Origin of the sequence: Wolbachia endosymbiont (group A) of Lypha dubia (assembly GCF_964028575.1) — a bacterium.
In the GTDB taxonomy this organism is placed as follows: Bacteria; Pseudomonadota; Alphaproteobacteria; order Rickettsiales; family Anaplasmataceae; genus Wolbachia; species Wolbachia pipientis.
Genome location: NZ_OZ034796.1, coordinates 1,597,210 through 1,616,839 on the forward strand (window position 1 = coordinate 1,597,210; position 19,630 = coordinate 1,616,839).

At 33.8% G+C, this 19,630-nt stretch carries 12 protein-coding genes, 1 tRNA gene and 4 pseudogenes; 10 read left to right on the forward strand and 7 right to left on the reverse strand.

All coding sequences use genetic code 11. From position 1 onward, the window contains the following. Nucleotides 1-262 precede the first annotated feature (262 nt). The 7 genes from dnaE to ABWU72_RS08135 all read left to right on the forward strand — a co-directional run bounded on the left by dnaE (nt 263) and on the right by ABWU72_RS08135 (nt 6,842). Complete coding sequence (dnaE, locus tag ABWU72_RS08105) at nt 263-3,592, forward strand: DNA polymerase III subunit alpha (RefSeq protein ID WP_155969603.1); 3,330 nt, start codon at nt 263-265, stop codon at nt 3,590-3,592. 48 nt (nt 3,593-3,640) lie between these two features. Further along, a complete protein-coding gene (locus ABWU72_RS08110; RefSeq protein ID WP_155969085.1) occupies nt 3,641-4,414 on the forward strand; it encodes a 30S ribosomal protein S6 in 774 nt (257 codons plus the stop codon). Then, a complete protein-coding gene (rpsR, locus tag ABWU72_RS08115) occupies nt 4,414-4,689 on the forward strand; it encodes a 30S ribosomal protein S18 (protein ID WP_007548890.1) in 276 nt (91 codons plus the stop codon). Before ABWU72_RS08110 ends, rpsR begins: the two co-directional genes overlap by 1 nt. Before the next feature lie 7 nt (nt 4,690-4,696). Then, nucleotides 4,697-5,251: a 50S ribosomal protein L9 gene (rplI, locus tag ABWU72_RS08120; protein ID WP_007548891.1), complete on the forward strand. Its 555-nt coding sequence runs from the start codon at nt 4,697-4,699 to the stop codon at nt 5,249-5,251. Between the two features lie 32 nt (nt 5,252-5,283). Beyond that, nucleotides 5,284-5,481: a hypothetical protein gene (locus ABWU72_RS08125; protein WP_246484351.1), complete on the forward strand. Its 198-nt coding sequence runs from the start codon at nt 5,284-5,286 to the stop codon at nt 5,479-5,481. Further along, entirely contained in the window at nt 5,478-6,770 is a 1,293-nt protein-coding gene (purB, locus tag ABWU72_RS08130; RefSeq protein ID WP_155969087.1) for an adenylosuccinate lyase, read from the forward strand. Before ABWU72_RS08125 ends, purB begins: the two co-directional genes overlap by 4 nt. After that, nucleotides 6,770-6,842 (forward strand) — tRNA-Met (locus ABWU72_RS08135). Before purB ends, ABWU72_RS08135 begins: the two co-directional genes overlap by 1 nt. A gap of 170 nt (nt 6,843-7,012) precedes the next feature. Here the strand turns inward: ABWU72_RS08135 and ABWU72_RS08140 are convergent. Next, a complete protein-coding gene (locus tag ABWU72_RS08140; RefSeq protein ID WP_155969089.1) occupies nt 7,013-8,269 on the reverse strand; it encodes an iron-containing alcohol dehydrogenase in 1,257 nt (418 codons plus the stop codon). A 42-nt stretch (nt 8,270-8,311) separates the two neighbouring features. Between ABWU72_RS08140 and dapE the strand changes: the two genes are divergently transcribed. Further along, on the forward strand, nt 8,312-9,508 hold the full coding sequence (gene dapE, locus ABWU72_RS08145; RefSeq protein WP_155969091.1) for a succinyl-diaminopimelate desuccinylase: 1,197 nt from the start codon (nt 8,312-8,314) through the stop codon (nt 9,506-9,508). A gap of 265 nt (nt 9,509-9,773) precedes the next feature. Next, nucleotides 9,774-10,577, forward strand: a pseudogene (locus tag ABWU72_RS08150) (IS110 family transposase); the annotation flags it as partial. A gap of 21 nt (nt 10,578-10,598) precedes the next feature. Here the strand turns inward: ABWU72_RS08150 and ABWU72_RS08155 are convergent. Then, nucleotides 10,599-12,644: a recombinase family protein gene (locus ABWU72_RS08155; protein WP_236514263.1), complete on the reverse strand. Its 2,046-nt coding sequence runs from the start codon at nt 12,642-12,644 to the stop codon at nt 10,599-10,601. 373 nt (nt 12,645-13,017) lie between these two features. Between ABWU72_RS08155 and ABWU72_RS08160 the strand changes: the two are divergent. After that, nucleotides 13,018-13,230: pseudogene (locus ABWU72_RS08160) on the forward strand (IS110 family transposase); the annotation flags it as partial. Nucleotides 13,231-13,275: 45 nt separating this feature from the next. On the opposite strand, the gene ABWU72_RS08165 reads toward ABWU72_RS08160, so the two are convergent. The 5 genes and pseudogenes from ABWU72_RS08165 to ABWU72_RS08185 form a co-directional block, all read right to left on the reverse strand. Beyond that, entirely contained in the window at nt 13,276-14,205 is a 930-nt protein-coding gene (locus ABWU72_RS08165) for a patatin-like phospholipase family protein (RefSeq protein WP_264735396.1), read from the reverse strand. A 410-nt stretch (nt 14,206-14,615) separates the two neighbouring features. Beyond that, on the reverse strand, nt 14,616-15,254 hold the full coding sequence (gene nth / locus ABWU72_RS08170) for an endonuclease III (protein ID WP_006279797.1): 639 nt from the start codon (nt 15,252-15,254) through the stop codon (nt 14,616-14,618). Between the two features lie 39 nt (nt 15,255-15,293). Beyond that, on the reverse strand, nt 15,294-16,625 hold the full coding sequence (locus ABWU72_RS08175) for a DnaJ domain-containing protein (protein WP_353283753.1): 1,332 nt from the start codon (nt 16,623-16,625) through the stop codon (nt 15,294-15,296). A gap of 83 nt (nt 16,626-16,708) precedes the next feature. Further along, nucleotides 16,709-17,947 (reverse strand): annotated as a pseudogene (gene icd, locus ABWU72_RS08180) (isocitrate dehydrogenase); the annotation flags it as partial. A 363-nt stretch (nt 17,948-18,310) separates the two neighbouring features. After that, nucleotides 18,311-18,733, reverse strand: a pseudogene (locus tag ABWU72_RS08185) (hypothetical protein). Nucleotides 18,734-19,630 lie beyond the last annotated feature (897 nt).

Below are 19,630 nucleotides of genomic sequence, written 5' to 3' on the forward strand. Positions count from 1 at the left end.
AGTTTTGTAAAGACATACAGTATCTATATACTGCAAAAAATTGAACATAAGACGCCGATACATTAAGTAATCCTTACCTTTTAATCTGCAGATTGGCGAAAGCAAATACAATAGCTTCACTATCATGATAAGGGAGCTGGCGGAGTTTGTCAAGTAAGTTTTTGTATTTTAATTTTAGAATTTTATAGGCTTTTGTTCTCATGAAAATTATGTTCTCATGAGTAAATTAATGTTATCCTTTTTTGTTGATCTAAAGTTTCTTATGTTCATACACTTACGTGTTCATAGTGTTTATTCGCTGCTTGAAAGCTCGGTTAAAATTGAGGAGCTGATCGGCCTTTGTTTGCGAAATAAAATGCCAGCGGTTGCAATTACTGATTCAGGTAACTTGTTTGGTTCACTTGAGTTTGCAGAATATGCAGCAAGTAGAGGAATACAGCTAATAATAGGATGCAATATTATAGTTAAACATTCAGAACAAAATTTACCTATATTATTGCTTGCAAAAAATGAGCAAGGGTACACTAATTTAGTCACTTTGGTGAGTGAGTCTTTTAGAAAGCGCAAGAATAATAGCGATATTCCTTACGTTGATTTTGATGAGCTATTAAATTTAAGTGTAGGTCTGATCGCTTTAACCGGTGGATGTTTGGCTCAACTATTGTTGGGGCAAGATAAAGAAACGGTTGAAAAACTGCTTTCAGCATTTAATGGTCATTTATATGTTGAATTGCAGCGTCATGGGCTGAATAAAGAGCTAGAGCTTGAAGAAGCTTTGATAGACTTTGCTTATCAGCGCAATATACCACTAGTTGCAACGAACGATGTGTTTTTTCCAAATAGGTCTGACTATGAGGCTTATGATATATTAACGTGTATATCGGAGGGGAGTTATGCCCTGGAGAATAACAGAAAGAAGTTAACTACCGAGCATTACTTCAAGTCTGTGGCAGAAATGGAGGAGCTGTTCAGCGACATTCCCGAAGCAATTCATAACACTTTAGTGATAGCTAAGCGGTGCTCTTACATGCCAAGAAGCAGGCAGCCTATTTTGCCTAAATTTCCTTGTCGAGAAAATAAAACTGAGAATGAAGAACTGAGGGAGCAGGCAGTTGCAGGATTAGAATTCCGTATTGCGAATGAGACAGACATAGACCTTAAACAATACTACGATCGGCTGAATTACGAACTGAGTGTGATAACTTCGATGAACTACGCTGGCTACTTTTTGATAGTTTCTGATTTCATTCGTTGGAGCAAAGCAAATGGCATTCCAGTTGGTCCAGGAAGAGGCTCTGGTGCAGGCTCAATTGTTGCTTGGGGCTTACAGATTACAGACCTTGATCCAATAAAGTTTGGCCTAATATTTGAAAGATTTTTGAATCCTGATCGTATATCGATGCCTGACTTTGATATTGATTTTTGCCAGGAAAAAAGAGACCTGGTTATTGATTATGTTCAGAAAAAGTACGGTTATGTTGCTCAAATAATCACTTTTGGAAAATTGCAGGCAAGGGCAGTATTGCGTGATGTTGGGAGGGTATTACAAATGCCTTACTCTCAAGTGGATAAAATATCTAAAATGGTTCCATTTAATCCAGTAAATCCTGTAACTTTATCGCAAGCGATAGAGTTTGATCAAAATCTGCAGAAAGAACGGGATAGTGATGAGGTAATTGCAAAGCTTCTTGATATATCTCTTAAGCTTGAAGGAATATATCGTCACGTTTCAACCCATGCTGCTGGAATTGTAATATGTGATCAAAAGTTGGAAAATTTTGTTCCTGTGTATTATGATCCAAATTCAGCTTTGCCAATCACTCAATACAGCATGAAATATGTGGAGAAAGCTGGGCTAATAAAATTTGATTTTCTTGGGCTTGGTACGCTAACGCTAATAGATCATGTGTGTCGTTTAATTAATCGTGATAGACAAAAGATCGATATTTCTTCAGTTCCTTTAGATGACCAAAAAACCTATGAGATGCTCTCAAGCGGTGATTCAATTGGAGTGTTCCAGCTTGAAAGTTCGGGAATGAGAGAAGCTTTAATTAAACTAAAACCGGACTGCATTGAGGACATCATCGCTTTAATCTCTCTTTATCGTCCAGGACCTATGGATAACATTCCAACTTATGTTGCAAGAAAACATGGACTTGAAAAGCCAGATTATATTCATCCATTACTTGAGGGAATATTAAAAGAAACGTTTGGGGTAATAATCTACCAAGAACAGGTGATGGAAATAGCGCGTATTCTCTCTGGATATAGTCTCGCAGAAGCAGATTTGCTAAGACGTGCCATGGGTAAGAAAATCAAGGAAGAGATGGATAAACAACGTGAACTTTTCATCCAAGGGGCAACGAAGAATGGCGTTGATTATGACAGGGCAAGTTATATTTTTGACCTTGTTGCAAAATTTGCTGGTTATGGGTTCAATAAATCTCATGCTGCAGCATATGCGGTTATATCTTATCAAACGGCTTACCTTAAAGCTAATTATCCATTAGAATTTTTTACAGCACTAATGAATCTGAATATTGATGATAGAGATAAACTGAATTTATTTTATCATGCAGCAAAGTTTAGTGGCGTTACCGTTCTTTCACCTGATATAAACAAGTCTCAAGCTGAATTCTCAATAGAGGATGAACGCATACGTTATGGTATTGCTGCCTTGAGGAATGTTGGTTTTTCTATAGCGGAAGGAATAGTGAACGTACGTTCAAGCGCTTGTAAGGACATATGGGAATTCATTCAAAATTCAGGTCATATAATAAATAAGAGAGCGCTAGAAAGCCTGATTAAATCCGGAGCATTCGATAGCGTGCATAAGAACAGAAAGCAGCTATATGAGTCAATGGACATGCTGATTTACTTTGCAAATAAAAACAAACAGGATAGAGAATCAAGTCAAGCTGCTTTGTTTGGTAGTCTTGATGTCCTCAAACCGAAACTTGAGAATGTGGAAGATTTTGATGAGGAGGAAAAATTAGAACATGAGTTATTTTCACTAGGATTTTATTTAACTAATCATCCACTTGAAAAATTTAGAACTCTTCTGGAAAAGTTAAATATTGGGTTTATCGGAGAAAATAGAACAGCAAAAACTGCTGGGGTAATATTAAATGCACGTATGAGAACTTCAGAGCGTGGAAGGTTTGTTATCCTTACACTTTCTGATCCCCATAACGTTTCTGAAATAGCATTCTATAATAATGAAATAATAGAAGAAAAAAGAGATTTATTTTCACCAGGAACATTTGTGATAATTGATCTTGAAGCTTCGGAAAATACGACAAGATTAGCAGGCAAGGATATATCTGAGTTTACAAAAAGAGTCACTTCTATAATAAAAGAATTAGTTCTCACCACTGAGTGCACGGATTCGCAAAAAGCCGCTATGGAATTAAACACAATATTGAAAGATGAAGGCAGAACCAAAATAATGCTAAAACTTCTTCTCGAAAAACATAAAGTGAGCATCTTATTACCAGGTGCATACTCAATTGCTCCTCAAGTTATTTATGAAATATCTAACTTAAGCTGGATTAAAGGCGTAGAAATTAATACAAATAACTTGCTTATATAAAAAAGCTTTATATAATGAAATATTTAATCGGTATTAAAGGAAGATATAGTGAATCTTTATGAATTTACTTTTATAGCACAACAAGGATTGTTACAGCAAGAAGTAGAGGAGATGGTCCAAGAGCTAGCTGTTTCATTGAAAAATATTAAAGCAGATGTTATGTTCCAGCAAATCAGGGATATTCTGAAAAAAGGAAATGACAAGCTTACAACACAAGAGTTAGAAGTGCGTGCTGAAAACATTAAAGAAGGTCTAGTTGCTTACTCTGATTTCTTGGAAGATCTTACAAAAATTTTATGGGTTGAATTGGAAGAAGATCTTTCAAATTTGAAAGAAGTGAAGTCAAAAATCGATAAAGAGTTGAAAGATGACCTAAAAGATTTAGGAATAATGCAAGATTTTACAAAATTTCTAGGAGGCAGTACTAAAAGTGCGTTTATCCATAACGCAGTAAATGCTTTGAAGAGAAATATTTCAGAACATCTAATAAAGATTTTTCAAGATATTTTGAAAGATTTTAGAATAAACGGTCCAACTCAATCGAGCAAAGCGTTGGAAATGCTTTTGAAAAACATTGAAGCATCAGGATTAATCAAGTATGAACATTGGGGTCTTTTGGATTTTGCATATCACAAAAATAAAATGAAGAGCGGTCATTATTGTATAATGTGCATAAGTTCTACTGCAAGCATTCTGGATGAATTTATGCGTAGAATGAAACTTAATGAGAACGTTATTCGCCACTTTCCTGTGCAGGTTGATAAAATTTTTGAAGGTAAATCTCATATGATGAATAAACAAATTGAGGAGCAAAGCGCATAATGATGAAAAGACGAAATAGTTTTAATAATTCTTACGTATCTGTAAATAATAGGACTGGCTTTAGGCGTTCTAAAGTTTGCCCTCTTGCTGCGTCTAAAGATGAAGACATAGATTATAAGAATATAGATTTATTATCCAAGTTTACCTCTGACTATGGTAGGATATTACCTAGAAGATTAACAGGCGTATGTGCAAAAAAACAAAGGAAGTTACGCTTAGCGATTATAAGGGCACGTTTTTTAGCTCTTATTCCTTACTGTACTAAAAAAGTTTAGGTAATTTATGTTGATAATTTTAAAGGAAAATATAAGGACTTTAGGTAAGCTTGGTGAAGTTGTCAAAGTTAAACCAGGTTATGCACGTAATTTTCTTTTTCCACAAAGAAAAGCGGTGAAAGCTACCAAGGAAAATTTAACAAAGCTAGAGGAGCAACGTTTATTACTGGAAGAAGAGAATATAAAAAGATTAAATGTAGCAAAAGAGCTTGCGTTGTCACTACATGATAAGTTTGTGGTATTAATAAAGCAAGCTTCAGAGGATGGTAAAATTTTTGGTTCTGTAACAACACGTGAAATTGCGAAAATTTTACTACAAGAAGGACATGTGATAGATCACCGTAGTTTATCTTTTGGTGGAATAAGCATCAAAAACTTGGGTGAATACCAAGTAAACGTAGAATTACATAGTGAAGTAGTAGTACCAATTACTATATACGTCGTGAAATCCGAAACAGATGCAAATGAGCTAAGGCAAGTAAAATTGCAAAATCAGAAATCTGAGCAACAAGAGGCAGAGCAAGATGCGAATAAAGAAGCTGCTGATGGTGATGATAGCTGATCCCTTGTTATAGCCGAAAAGAAATGTCTGCCATGGCTAAGCTGGTGTCATCCCAGTGCTCCCCTCCTGTCATCCCAGTGCGTGACACTGGGATCCAGTTTATTTCATCATGGACATTATTTTATGCTTCTAGAATCCGTTGTCCATTGAATAATTTGCAAATACTTTTATATCTGGATTCCAGTGTCACGCACTGGAATGACACCATTATTGGAATAAATCAAAAATGATTCCCCGCTATAGCAGAAAAGAAATGTCTTCCATTTGGGAGGAAAATAATAAATTTAATATATGGCTTAAAATAGAAAAATTAGCGTGTGAAGCTCAAGCAAAGTTAGGAGTGATTCCGAATAATATTGCTGAGAACCTCTCTGGTGCTATTGAATTTGATGTTGAATGTATCAACGAAATTGAATCCATTGTAAAACATGATGTTATAGCTTTTCTGACATATGTTGCTGAAAAAGCGGGAGTTGATGTTCGTTATCTCCACTATGGAATGACAAGTTCTGATGTTTTGGATACATGCCTTGCGGTGCAACTGAAAGAGTCCTGTGATATTTTGCTCGAGAATCTAAAAAATTTACTTGCAGCATTGAAAAAAAAAGCTGAGGACTATAAAGATATTGTTTGTGTTGGACGCAGTCACGGAATGCATGCAGAACCAACAACTCTTGGAATAAAATTTGCCAGATTTTATGCTGAATTTAAACGCAATTATCAGAGATTAATTAGCGCGCAAAAAGAAATCTCAATTTGTAAAATATCAGGTGCGGTAGGCAATTTTGCAAATGTTGATCCGTTTGTTGAAGAGTATGTAGCGAAAGAAATGGGACTCATACCTGAAACCATATCATCTCAAATCATTCCTCGTGATAGACATGCCATGTTCTTTTCAGTTTTGGGAGTGATTGCAAGCTCAATGGAAAATATTGCAATTGAAATTCGTCATTTGCAAAGAACTGAAATCGGCGAAATTTCTGAGCATTTTTCCACTGGGCAAAAGGGGAGTTCTGCTATGCCGCATAAGTGTAATCCTATTTTAAGTGAAAATTTAACTGGGCTCTCACGTTTAATACGCAGCTATGTGTTTCCTGCGTTAGAAAATGTTGCATTGTGGCACGAACGTGATATATCACACTCGTCTGTGGAAAGATGCATTGCTCCTGATGCTTGTATAACAATGGATTTTGCTTTAGTGCGATTAACAGATTTGATAGATAAATTGGTGATCAATAAGGAAAACATTGAAAAGAACTTAAATTCTTCAAAAGGTTTAGTTTTCTCACAGCGTGTATTGCTTGAGTTAGTAAATAGTGGTTTGGCGAGGGAAGAGGCGTATAAAATTGTTCAGAGCAATGCAATGAAAGTGAAACAAAACAACAGTGATTTTCTGGCCGAATTGAAACAAGATAAACTCTTACTTAAGGTTATTAACTCGGAAAAACTTGAATCTTTGTTTGATTTGAAATACTATACAAAACATGTAGGTCACATGTATAGCAAGGTTTTCAATTAGGCTGAGTAGCTCAGTTGGTAGAGCAGGAGGATCATAATCTCTTGGTCGGGGGTTCGAGTCCCTCCTCAGCCACTCGCACTAAACTATGTTTAGCAAGATAGTGCTATTGGTGAAACCCAGTGTCAACTACTTGGAGTGAGTTGTGTATCCACTCAGGTGAAGAGACAATGGATAAGAAATTGTGAAAAGGGTTTAGCTTTTGGCCTATGATCTCTTTAAATGACAGAATTTCACTACAAAACTTAACTTTCTTCTATGCAGTTAGCTAAGTCAAGAAAGGTGAATCTATCTCTTGTTGTAAACGCAAGATCGACCACTTTACAATATTGTTCTTTATTCCAACTGAGGTGCTCTGGTAAGTGTGGAATTGATAGATCTTCAAATATTTTTTGCAGGTGTTTTGCAGGTAGTAAATTTTGCTTAATTAAACTGGAAATATTATGCCATTCTTTACAAATAATCTCTTGGATTTTTTGCTGCATAATTTGCTTCTGTTCAAAAGTTCTTACAAATTCGATATTATCAAAGCACTGAGTTATATGTTTTACATCTAAAGTGGTCGGTTTGATAATCGGGTTTTGTATTGATAATATCTTTTCCTGCAAATTAGCCATGGTAATCGTCGTAACAGCAATTTTTTCGCCATGTAGTAAGGAATGATCTCTTGTTACCATTTCCATTGCGTGAGCTATCATATGCTCTCCTTGGCTTGCAGAATAGCTGCCTTTTGATATTACCATTCCAAGTCCTGAAATTAGTAGAACTTCCATAAGTAATAGGACCACTTTTCTACTTCTTTTAGTAAGCGCCGTATACTCTCTTAGCAAAATTTGCTCCAAATCGCGAACAAGTGTAAAAGGTAATTCATTGTATTCTGTGCCAAGCAACAAATGAGATAGTAGCCAGTCAGCCTGAACTGTTGAACGACAAATGAAATCTGCAAATCCGCTTAATGTGAGACGCAGTGGTGCATTGGCAAGTATGTCTATATCTATATATACTGCTCTTGGAAGATGTGCTTTGAACGATTTTTTATATCCATTTACTAATATTGAAGCATTTGCAGAGGTATATCCATTCATAGAAGCGGCTGTTGGGAACGATATATAATCTTTTTTCTCGAGGTAGCTTGCATATTTGCAGATATCGTTAACAGTGCCGCTACCAAATGCAACTATTAAGTCACTGTCTTTTGCTTTGTTTCTAACTAGATTTACGGTTTCAAGAGAGGCAGCTCTGCTTGGTGTCATTTCTCCACCTGGTGTCATTCCAGCGCGTGACACTGGAATGACAGGTGGGGCTGGAATAATTAAATGAGAAATTTTATTAAATACGTTTTTGTTTAAAAGTTTTGCTGTATTTTCATCTGCAACTAGAAAGATGTCATTTCCGTGTCGTGTGCATATTTCATAGATATCATCAGCAAGGTGGTAATCTGTTATTACTTCCCTTAGAAAAGTTTGTTCGGCTTGATGTAATATTTGTTTTAAATAGTGCATAGAGTGTTTACAATATAGCAATATAAGTATTTTAAGATTGACATGAAAATTGACCCTGTAGAGCTAACTAAGAAATTGATCTCTTTTGAGAGTATAACACCAAGGGACGGCGGGGCAATAGAGTATATAGCAACAATCTTCAAGAAGAGTGGCTTTGATTGTGAAATTTTAGAGTTTGGTGATAAAGTTAAAAATCTTTATGCGAAATATATAAATGGAGTACCAAATTTGTGCTTTGCTGGGCATGTTGATGTTGTACCACCGGGTCAGTTAAAAGATTGGGCATTTGGTCCATTTAATCCAGAAGTGAGGGATGGTATATTATATGGAAGAGGGGCGGCTGATATGAAAAGCGGAGTAGCTGCGTTTATTGCTGCTATGGTAAATTTGATTGCAGAGAAGTTTCAATTTAATGGTTCGATAAGTGCATTGATTACCAGTGCTGAAGAAAGCACGGAAGAATATGGAACAAAGGCAGTTTTGGAATGGATGAAAAGTAAGCAAAAAAAGGTGGATTTCTGTGTGGTTGCTGAACCAACCAGTAGTGAGAAATTAGGTGATACCATAAAAATAGGCAGAAGAGGTTCTGTAACATTTGAATTAATTTGCCATGGAAAACAAGGGCACGTTGCCTATCCAGACCTAGCAGATAATCCAATATATAAGGTAATATCGATATTGAGTAAGGTAAAAAATACTACTTTTGATCATGGTAATAAATATTTTCAGCCTTCACATTGCGAAGTTACTACTATCGATGTTGGAAATAATACTAGCAATCTAATACCTGGTTCAGCAACTACACGTTTTAACATTCGATATAACAATGAACAAACACCGGGTGGCTTATATAAGCTGATTGATGAAATATGCTCCAGTGTAACTAACGATTATAAACTTTCTGTGCATAGCAGCAGGGACGTTTTCCTCTCTACTCCCGATAGAAATACTGATATTATGCTTGATGCGATAAATAAAGTTACCAGTATTGATGCTGCGCTGAGCACAAGTGGTGGCACATCTGACGCTGCGTTTATCAAAGATGTTTGTCCAGTGATTGAATTTGGTATAATCAACAAAACCGCACATCAGATAAACGAATGCGTATTAGTAAACGATATACACAAGTTAACAGCTATATATAAGGAATTTATAGAAAATTATTTCAATCCCACTAATAAAATATTAAATCAGGTCAACGTGATTAGTAATATATCTAGTGGTCCATTGTTAGCTTAGATGTAATCAGATCTCTTGCATAACTGTTGTTTGAATAATAACTTATATCTTGTAAAAAGCATCTAGTGTTTTAAGCTTAAGCATTAGGTGGAGAAGGGAAGAACTCTGAATCGTAACTTAGATATAAAATCTGTTTACAAGATAAGAGCCCCCTTCTCAAAAGTTTAGGCTGGACGGTATCATAGAAAGACCTCAATGGTTCTAATTCTGTATTCATAAGGTAACCCTTACTTTTCATTTTAAATAGTAACGTATGGAGTTATATATGATCAACAACTTTCTTGGTATAGATGTTTCAAAAGAACGCTTTGATGTTTTTCTTTCGTTTATAAGTAAAAAAGGAAAACGTGAAGCTAGGAAAAGGAAATTTAAAAATGATGATACTGGATTTCAAGGTCTGCTGGACTTTCTACAAAAACATAACGTAGAAAAAGTAAAAGCTTGCATGGAATCCACCGGTTGTTATAGTGAAGCTTTAGCTGAATTCCTTTACAAGGCTGGATATTTTGTTAGTGTTGTAAACCCAGCTCGCATAAATTTTTATGCAAAAAGTAAGCTCGCACGGCAAAAGAATGACCAGTCTGATGCAGAGATTATTGCTGATTATTGTCAAAGACAAGAACCTACTCGTTGGACACCACCTTCTCCTGAAATGAAAAAATTAAAACATCTTTATCGTTGCTCGGTTGCGTTAAAAGACGAGTTAACATTAGTAAATAACCACTTAGAAAAAAAAGAGAGACTGCCTGAAGAAGTTGCAAATGCTTGGGAAGACCTTGCAATGAATATAACTCAAAAAATAGAAACAATAAAAAACTCCGTACGTGAACTATTAAATCAACACAAAGAATTGTTGGAAAATTTTCAACTTCTATTGACTATTCCAGGCATAGGAGAAGAATCAGCAATAGCTATTTTAGCTGAAGTTTCTGACATAGAGGCTTTTAGAGATGCCAGGCAATTGGCGGCGTATGCAGGTGTTATACCACGAAATATGACGTCAGGTTCCTCTGTATATGCCAAGCCTAAGCTAAGTAAGTCAGGTTCACGGACATTGCGTAAGGCTCTTTGACTATGCATGTTGATACTCCTATAAAAAATTTATATTGTTGAATTTGCCATTTTTAAAATCCATCAGAATTTTAATAGTTTCTGGTTTATCCTCAAATAAGTATTTGCCCTTGGCTTTACTATCATCTTTTCGTATTTTAATTTGACCACTATTGATTTTATGGTAAAGCCAATTCCTAGAAACTTTGAGGATCTTTGCAACTTGTGTAACAGTAAGGTAGCCAGGTGCAAGGAGACGTGGTTGATGTCTTTTTCGAAAAATATCATTTTTTAATCGAATACTTTCGACTGTACTTCTTAAAACAACATTTTTCTTTGGAGAGCGATATCCTTGTTTTTCTAAGTACTTGGCGATTTCTATATCTGATTTACCCTCCTTACTTAACTTTATTATAAGCTGTTCCATTTCTGTTGCTGTGGTTAATTCATAAAAGGATTTTACTGGAATAGGGACATGAAAAGTAGTAGTTTCTCCACCATGCCATACAATACGTATTTGTAAGCAATCGCGTTTGATCCGGTGTGCTACTACCTTATCAATTATGCAACGAAGAAAGGATTTTTGCTGCTGACTTGACAGAACTGACTTATGCCAAATTTCAGGTAATTTCCTACCCACATCTAAAAATACTGTTTTCAGCTCTTCAGATAATTGAAGATTAGGTTTCTTTGGATGTTGACGTTCGAATGTAATTTCTGCTTGCTTGAGTTCGTTCAATGCTTGTTCCCAACGTTTTTCAAGTTCTGCAGCTACAAGACGATTATCAGGATCAACTTGATTAAATTGTCGTTCTGCCAACTTAGCTTGATATCTCAGACGTTCTAATTGTTGCAAATGTACTTTATTAAGGGCTTGTTCAGATTGTGACTGTGAATCAATAGCATTAGTATAAGCATCTAGTTCAATTTGACTAAGTGCTGCAAAAAATTTAGAAACCACTGCACAATCGATAATATCAGTTAGTAAACGCTGACATACAGGTTCATGATACTTTCGTTGCAGGTAATTACACATATAATAGTTTCTTTCTTTATATCGCATTGTCATTTTGTATCCACATTCTCCACAATAGATTATTCCCTGCAATAATGCTTCTCCTGATCTAGCTATGCCACGCGTGCTATTGTATTCATACTTTGCATAATTGTCTTTTAGTGTCATCTGAATTTTTATAAAGCTTTCCCAATCTATATAAGCTGGATATTTATCTTTTATTAAAATTTTCCATTCTTCCATTGGCATGCTTTTTGTTGTTTTTTCAGCAGAGGATATTTTATGACTTCTAGTACGACCATAAACAAATGCTCCAGCATAAGCTGGATTTTTAAGTATCGAGAGAATTTTTCCACGTGTCGGTTTTTTCCATTGCAACTCTTTAAACTTATCATACCTAGGAATAGTAAGTTGATGGTCATTAAAATGCTTTAGAACTTTTGATGCTGCTCGTTTCTCTAGAAAAGTTTCAAAAATAAGCTTAATACGATGCTGAACTTCAAGATTATGATCCTTATGTACTGAACCATCGGTATGACGAATAAGACCAACTGGAAGAGATAAGGCTAAATCACCTCGTGCTGCTTTATTCAATAATCCAGCATTTAGTCTAGCTCTTATAGTAGATAACTCCATTTCAGCAAGTTGCCCTTTTAGACCCAGTAATAATCGACCATTAATGGTACCAGGATCATAGATACCATCACGATCAGCTATTAAACACTGTTTATAGCCACATATATCTAGTAACGGATACCAGTCAGAACAATTGCGTGATAAACGGGTTACATCATAGGAAAGTATGATCCCTACCTTCGCTAAAGTGACTTTAGTAACAAGTTCTTTAAATCCTTCACGCTTTTCAGCACTAGCACCAGTTATACCAAGATCAGTGTCAATTATAATAATACTATCAGCTTTCCAGCCAAGATCAATTGCCTTTTGTTTCAGCGCATACTGCAACTCTAGACTTTCTTGATTGCTTAATATTTGATGATGTGTTGATTGTCTGATGTAAATTATCGCTTCGCGTGCTAAATGTTGTGCTGTGATTAGCTCTGATGTACTCATGGATAACCTCTTTGGATACTAATAATATATTTTCTAAAACTTCTGACTTAAAACGTTGTGGCATTTTCTGCCACACTTGACATGATTTACATGGCATAATTTATACTCCTTTGCTAGAGAAACAAACTCGTATAATGAAGTCCATGTTAACTTGCTGGTGAGAAAATCTTGCTTACTAGCTAAGTTAGTAGAAAAAAATGGAATATGTAGAGTGATGTCATCACGATAAATAACAGATACATTACCACCTTTGTAGGCTGTTGAACTGAAAGATGATACGGGAAAAGTTCTGCCAAATAGTGGATGTGTTGGATCTGTAACTGTAATTTCTTTGGCTACTTGATTGTTGAAGGGGGTATTAAGGTGACTGATCGTTTATTTTCCTGCTATAGTAGCTAAAAATCACAACTCTATTATTAAGACTTACTGCGAAAGATTAAAGGAAAAAGGCAAGCATAATATGGCCGTTGTGGGAGCTGCAATGCGTAAATTACTCCATATAGTTTTTGGTGTTTTAAGTTCAAGGAAGGCTTTTAATCCAGATCATATCAAGAACTATAGAGTTAGGAGGTTTACTGAAGCTTAAAAGGAAACGTTCAAAAATGCGAGTTCTAGATTAAAAGGTTAAAGTTTATGATACTACTGTACAGAATTTATCTATTGCTTTTTGATTACATTCAATCATCGTTTGTGCTTCTTTTTTTAAACACTTGATATTTTCGTATGTTGTATTGTCCATCTCCGTTGATGCTACTTTTAGCTGCGATTGAATTCTGATATAGCTATTGTTAATAATCTGGTCTAACTGATAATTTACACAATCTAGTCCAGAGGCAAACATTACGTTTATCAATGGCTTAATCCAGGATATTTTGCCAAATCTTTTCGATCTGAGGTATTTAATGGAATGAGACGATCTGCCAGTACCGATGGAAAGAAGTACTACATCATCGTTAGGAAATAGCTTTCTGCTGCTTGCATAGCTACATGCTGCTGGATTATTGGCAAAAACTCCTCCATCTATTAATACCATTTCCTTTTGGTTGACTTTTAAATATTTAGGTGCAAAGTAAGTAGGTGCTGCAGTTGCTGCTCTCAATACATCCCTTAATTTAATAAAATTTCTATCCTCTTTCCAGCTTTTGAAGAAAAATGGGCAGTTATTGTGAATATCGTAACTCGTAATCAACACATTACTTAAAGTGTTTTTAAGGATATCATCGCCAAAATATTTATGAAGTACATACTCAATATTTTTACTGGGGTATTGTGCACCGTTAATCCAAGAAAATATTGATCTTCTTAGAAATGAAGACTTAAAAATATAAGGTCCGTACTCCTGATAAAGATTAACCAAGTCATCAGCTGAATATTGTAGCTTTCCTTTGCTATCTTTTTTACATAGTCCTGCTACAATAGTAGCACCAGTTGAAGTACCCACCAATAAATCAAAAATTTGAGAAATAGGTTTACCCGTTTTTTGCTCTATTCTGGATAATATCATTGCTGGAATAATTCCTCTTATTCCACCACCATCAATTGAGAGAATATATTTTGTCATTTGTACTAAACTTTAGATGTTTTTGAGTATCTTTATTACCTGGTTACTCAAAATTGCTGCTTGTTTTATAAGAGATAGATTCGCTGAACGTATAACTGATGCACTGCCTCTCACATTGACTTTAACAGAGTTGCTTAGTAACTTTGTAAAACAATTCTCATAAAATAAGAAGGCACAGTAAAAAATTGGTGTAACTGTGTATAAGTACGCCACACAAACTGAAAGTACTTATACACAGTTACACTAATTTATAGAAGGTATCAGCCTAAATTAAAACTTTTTGTTATTTTTTATTCTTTTTAGCTAAATAATTTGTTGACAATAAAAACGGTATCTTGTATCATTCCAGCAAAATGTGTCAAGTAAGTTTTTTCGTTTCTATAGCTACTTGGATGACAAAAGAAGAAATACTAGACTTTATACCTTTTGCACTCAAATTCACATAAATCATGAATTATGCACGTTTCACACGAAGGTTTCTGTGCTTTGCAAACATATCTACCATGCAAAACTAGCCAATGATGAGCATAAAGCAGGTATTTTTTGGGAACCACATTTAAAAGAGATTGCTCTGTTTTAAACACATCTTTTTCTTTCACAAGCCCAATTCTATTGCTCACTCTAAAAACGTGAGTATCAACTGCCAATGTTGGAATGCCAAGCCCTGAATTTAAGAACACATTAGCGCTCTTTCTCCCCACTCCAGGCAAAGACACCAAATCATCAAAATTAGTAGGTACTTTGCTGTTGTATCGTTCTACCAATATTTTACTAAGCCCGATTATATTTTTTGCTTTGGAATTATATAAACCAATACTGCTTATGCATTTTTTCAGCTCACTCTGCCCAAAGCTCAGCATTTTTTCTGGCGTATCAGCGATATTAAATAGTTCTCTTGTAATTTTATTAACGCTTACATCAGTTGTCCGCGCTGATAAAACTATCGCAACCAGTAACGTAAAATGATTGGTATAATTTAGCTCTATTTTTGGCGCAGGATTTGATTGTTGAAACTTTTCAAATATTAGTTCTACTTTTTTTGAGTCCATGCATAGAGCTAAAAGTTTATACTATACCGTAATATTCTACTATGCAAATTCAACCGCTTGAGGTCTAGGTGGCTGTTCAGTGTTAACATCAGACATATTAGTGTTCACTTCATCGAAATTCCTCTCAGCAAATTCGCTTGCCACCTCTGTAAAACACTTTCTAACAAGAGGCATAATTATTGGCATTAATAGCCTTCGTGGATCATACCGTCCTAACAGATCAGTTTCCTTTTGCACTCTATCTCTTAGATCTTCCTCAAGTAAATCTTTCATGTGTTTTTCAGTGTATATTTCACAAGCCTTTGAAAATGTAGGACTAAATATCTCAGTAGCTAGCAGTACTAACAATGACAAAGTACCAAATATTGTCACATCAACATAAAAACTGCCAGAGATAAAACCCTCTATCATTAAAGAAGTAAAAAAGACAGGCAAAGGGTAAAAAACAAAAAGCTTATAGCATAAGTAAATACAATTTATTCTATTTACATATTGATCAGTAGAAATTTCAGAGTTTTTGTATTTTTTTTCGTAATGTTGTGTTAAAGCAGATAAAATCTCTGTCATAATAAGATTTAATGCTACTAGTGGCAAGCATAAACACATCAAGGTATCACTGGCAATTAACCAAGTAGGCAAGAAACAATAGCAATAAATTGCTTCAGCAAAAGCTAAAAAAAGTAAATACTTTACTTTTTTCTTTAAAGTACTAGATAGCAAATCGTCTCTACGCTTTATAAACTTTTGCATTAGCGCTTGTTTGTCTTCCCTTATTAAACTTCCATTCTTTGTTAAAGGGGCGATATAACTAAATAATTGTATGTTAGGTTTAAGCAAGTGTTCGTCAAGCTCATTTCTCAGCTCTTTGACTTTATCATCGAAAAGTGAGCTATATCTTGGCCAAGAATTTATATAATGGATTAATTTATTTTGGTGTTGCAGATCCTGTATTAGCGAGCTGCTTTTTTTTTCAAGTATAGAAGCAAGCTCAGCAAAATTCCTTCCTCTAACTTCCTCTTCAGTGATATTCAATTTTTCAAATAATTTCTTCCTATAATGGAATTCACGCGCTGTTAAATGCCCATCACTTTCAGCATCAACGCTAATTTTAACACAAGGGTCCCCTGACTTTAAAGGTTCAATATATGCATTTAATTCTTTATAAGCTTTGTCAAGATTTTTAAATCTTTCTTCATTTCCACCTTTATCAGGGTGGTGTACAAGAATCAATTTTCTATATTGTTTTTTTAAAACGCTACTAAGCTCTTGATGATCCTTACCTATAACTTGCTTAGCTTCTATTTCCAATACGTTGAACAGATCAGCATTATCACAAAACTCCTGACCAGTTAACTTAAAATGTTGACCCATTACTACATCTCACATAAATAAATTATATCTCTAGTATAATCTATTTAAATGTTTTATGCAATCATAAGAATGTCAAACGATCATTAAGAGAAAAACCCCTCTTTCCCATCATACAAATACAATTTGTCCATTCTCACCACGTCAAAATTGTGTTCTTCGAGTTTGATTAGCAAGTTATTTACATCACTATTTGTAATAGCTTGCTTTTCATTATTTGCGATAAACCTATAGGTTATTTGGTCACTTGAAGGTTTTGAGTTTCCTGGCCAAATCGCAAGTCCTTTTGAGTATATTGCTATCATTTGCAGATTACTTGATTCAAATAATCCTACTATTTGATCAACATTACTGGATTTGTCCCAAGCGAGAGTTATATCACTACCCACTAGCTTTTTAACTTTGTAATCTTGTTCGTAATTGTCTTGTACTTTATTTATTTTACTATCCAAATTTATTTTACTATCCGAACCACTGCCAATTATAAGCTCAGCAGGTTTCTTTCCTAAATTATCTATAACAGCTTCTGCAAATTCTTTGGTACCAACTTTCTGTTTACTTCTTTTCTCCTTATATAAATCGGCAGTGTGTATTCCATCCTCCAAAGTCTTGAGCCATGCATCGTAGATTAGTTTTGCAGTACCCACTTGACCTATGTAAATTAGCATATGCACTGCAGCATTTAAAAGACCAGAAGGATTGGCTATGTTTTTTCCTGCAATATCAGGGGCAGAACCGTGCACTGCTTCAAACATTGCGTATTCATTCCCGATGTTGCTACTTCCGGCAAGCCCCACAGATCCAGAGGTTTGTGCGACTATATCTGATAATATGTCGCCATATAAGTTCTCGGTTACTATAACATCAAAATTCTCCGGTTCTGTTGCAACACGCGCCATTCCAATATCAACTATATAATGTTCTGCCTTTATATCTGGGTATTCCTTTGCAATGCGATCAAACGCGGCATGGAAAGTTCCGTCAGTCATTTTCATGATGTTATCTTTAGTCAGGCAAGTTACTTTTTTTCTGTTGTGTTTTTTTGCATATTCAAAAGCGTACCTGCATATCTTCTCTGAGCCAGATCTAGTAATAATTTTAGTGCATTGGTAAGAGTCACCAGTGAGCCTATGCTCTATTCCGGTGTAAACGTCCTCTTCATTTTCACGTATCACTACGATATCAAACTTATCGAATTTATTTTCTATAACAGGATGATATGAAATGCATGGTCTGATATTTGCATACAACCCTAGATTTTTTCTGAGTGCAACGTTTAAGCTTTTGTGCCCTTTACCTTGAGGAGTTGTTGTCGGAGATTTTAAATAAGAAGCGATTTATTGCAATTAGTTTCGACCTAATTTTAGGTAATTTTACCCTTATTTTATTTTAATTGAAGCCAAATAGAGGCTTATCACTGTTAATGATAAAATTGAATATAAATTCCAATTAAAGAAGTAAATGTTTAAGTAAAAGCTGCTAACTTTTTTCTTTAATGGTTAAATTCCATTTATACTTCTATTTATAATTATATATATATATATATATATTTAAAATTTATATAGTTTAATAAAACATTACATTTTCATTGTAAAATTAAAAATCTTTTTTTTATAAATTACTAAAAAAAATTCATTATATTCATAGATTAATTAATCTCCCTAATATCTTCAATATTATACTCTAATTTATAAGCTATTTGAATAAAAAAAAATTATATAAGATATAAAAATAATAATAAAAAAAATAAAACTTAATAAATAAATTTTCAAATTATTATCTTGTAAATTTTGATTTAACTGAGAATTTTTTACTAAATTATAATAAATTTGTTGACCCCCAAAATATTCTGATCAACCATAATCAAAACACTTAACTATTATTTTTCCTATAATTAAAGAATAATTAATTAATCCATAAGTAGAAATATAAGGTATAAATCATATTGATCCTAAAAAATAAGTAAAATTATAATTATTTAAAGCTTTATTATAAAAATATAAAGAAATATTTGAAGTTAAATATCCAATTATTCCCCCAATAAAACATGTAAAAATTGTAAGTAATTTTAAATAATAAGGAAGAATAATAATAATAGGAGAAGGAAAAATTAATCATCTTAATATTCTACCACCTAAAATAACTAAAATTAATAAACCTATTATACTTTTTAATATAACTCAACTTTCATCATTTAATATATTTAAAGAAGAGAAATTTGAATTACCTGTTATTGTATAATAAACTAAACGAAAAGAATAACAAACTGTTAATCCAGTAGAAAAGAAATATAAAAAAAAAGAAAATAAATTAATATAAGACAAAGAAACTATTTCTAAAATTAAATCCTTTGAATAAAATCCTGCTAAAAAAGGTATACCACATAATGCTAAATTAGCAATATTAAAACAAGAAGAAGTTATTGGTATTATTATTCTTAAACTTCCTATTAAACGAATATCTTGATTATTATTTATATTATGAATAATTGCACCAGCACATATAAATAATAAAGCTTTAAAAAAAGCATGAGTTAATAAATGAAAAAATGCTAATTTTAAATAACCTATAGATAAAATTCTTATTATTAAACCTAATTGTCTTAAAGTTGATAAAGCAATAATTTTTTTTAAATCAAATTCATAATTAGCTCCTAATCCAGATATAAATATAGTTAAACCTGATAATAATAATAATAAATTACCTAAAAATGAAGATCTTAATAAAATATTAAAACGAATTAATAAATATACCCCCGCCGTAACTAAAGTTGATGAATGAACTAATGCAGAAACAGGAGTAGGTGCTGCTATTGCAGCTGGTAATCAAGAAGAAAATGGAATTTGAGCTCTTTTAGTTATAGCTGCTAATATAACCAAACAACCAATTATTATTATTTCTATATCATTTTTTATAAATTCTAAATAAAAAATATAATTTCATCTACCATAATTTAATATTCAAGCAATTCTTAATAATAATGCAACATCTCCAATACGATTAGATAA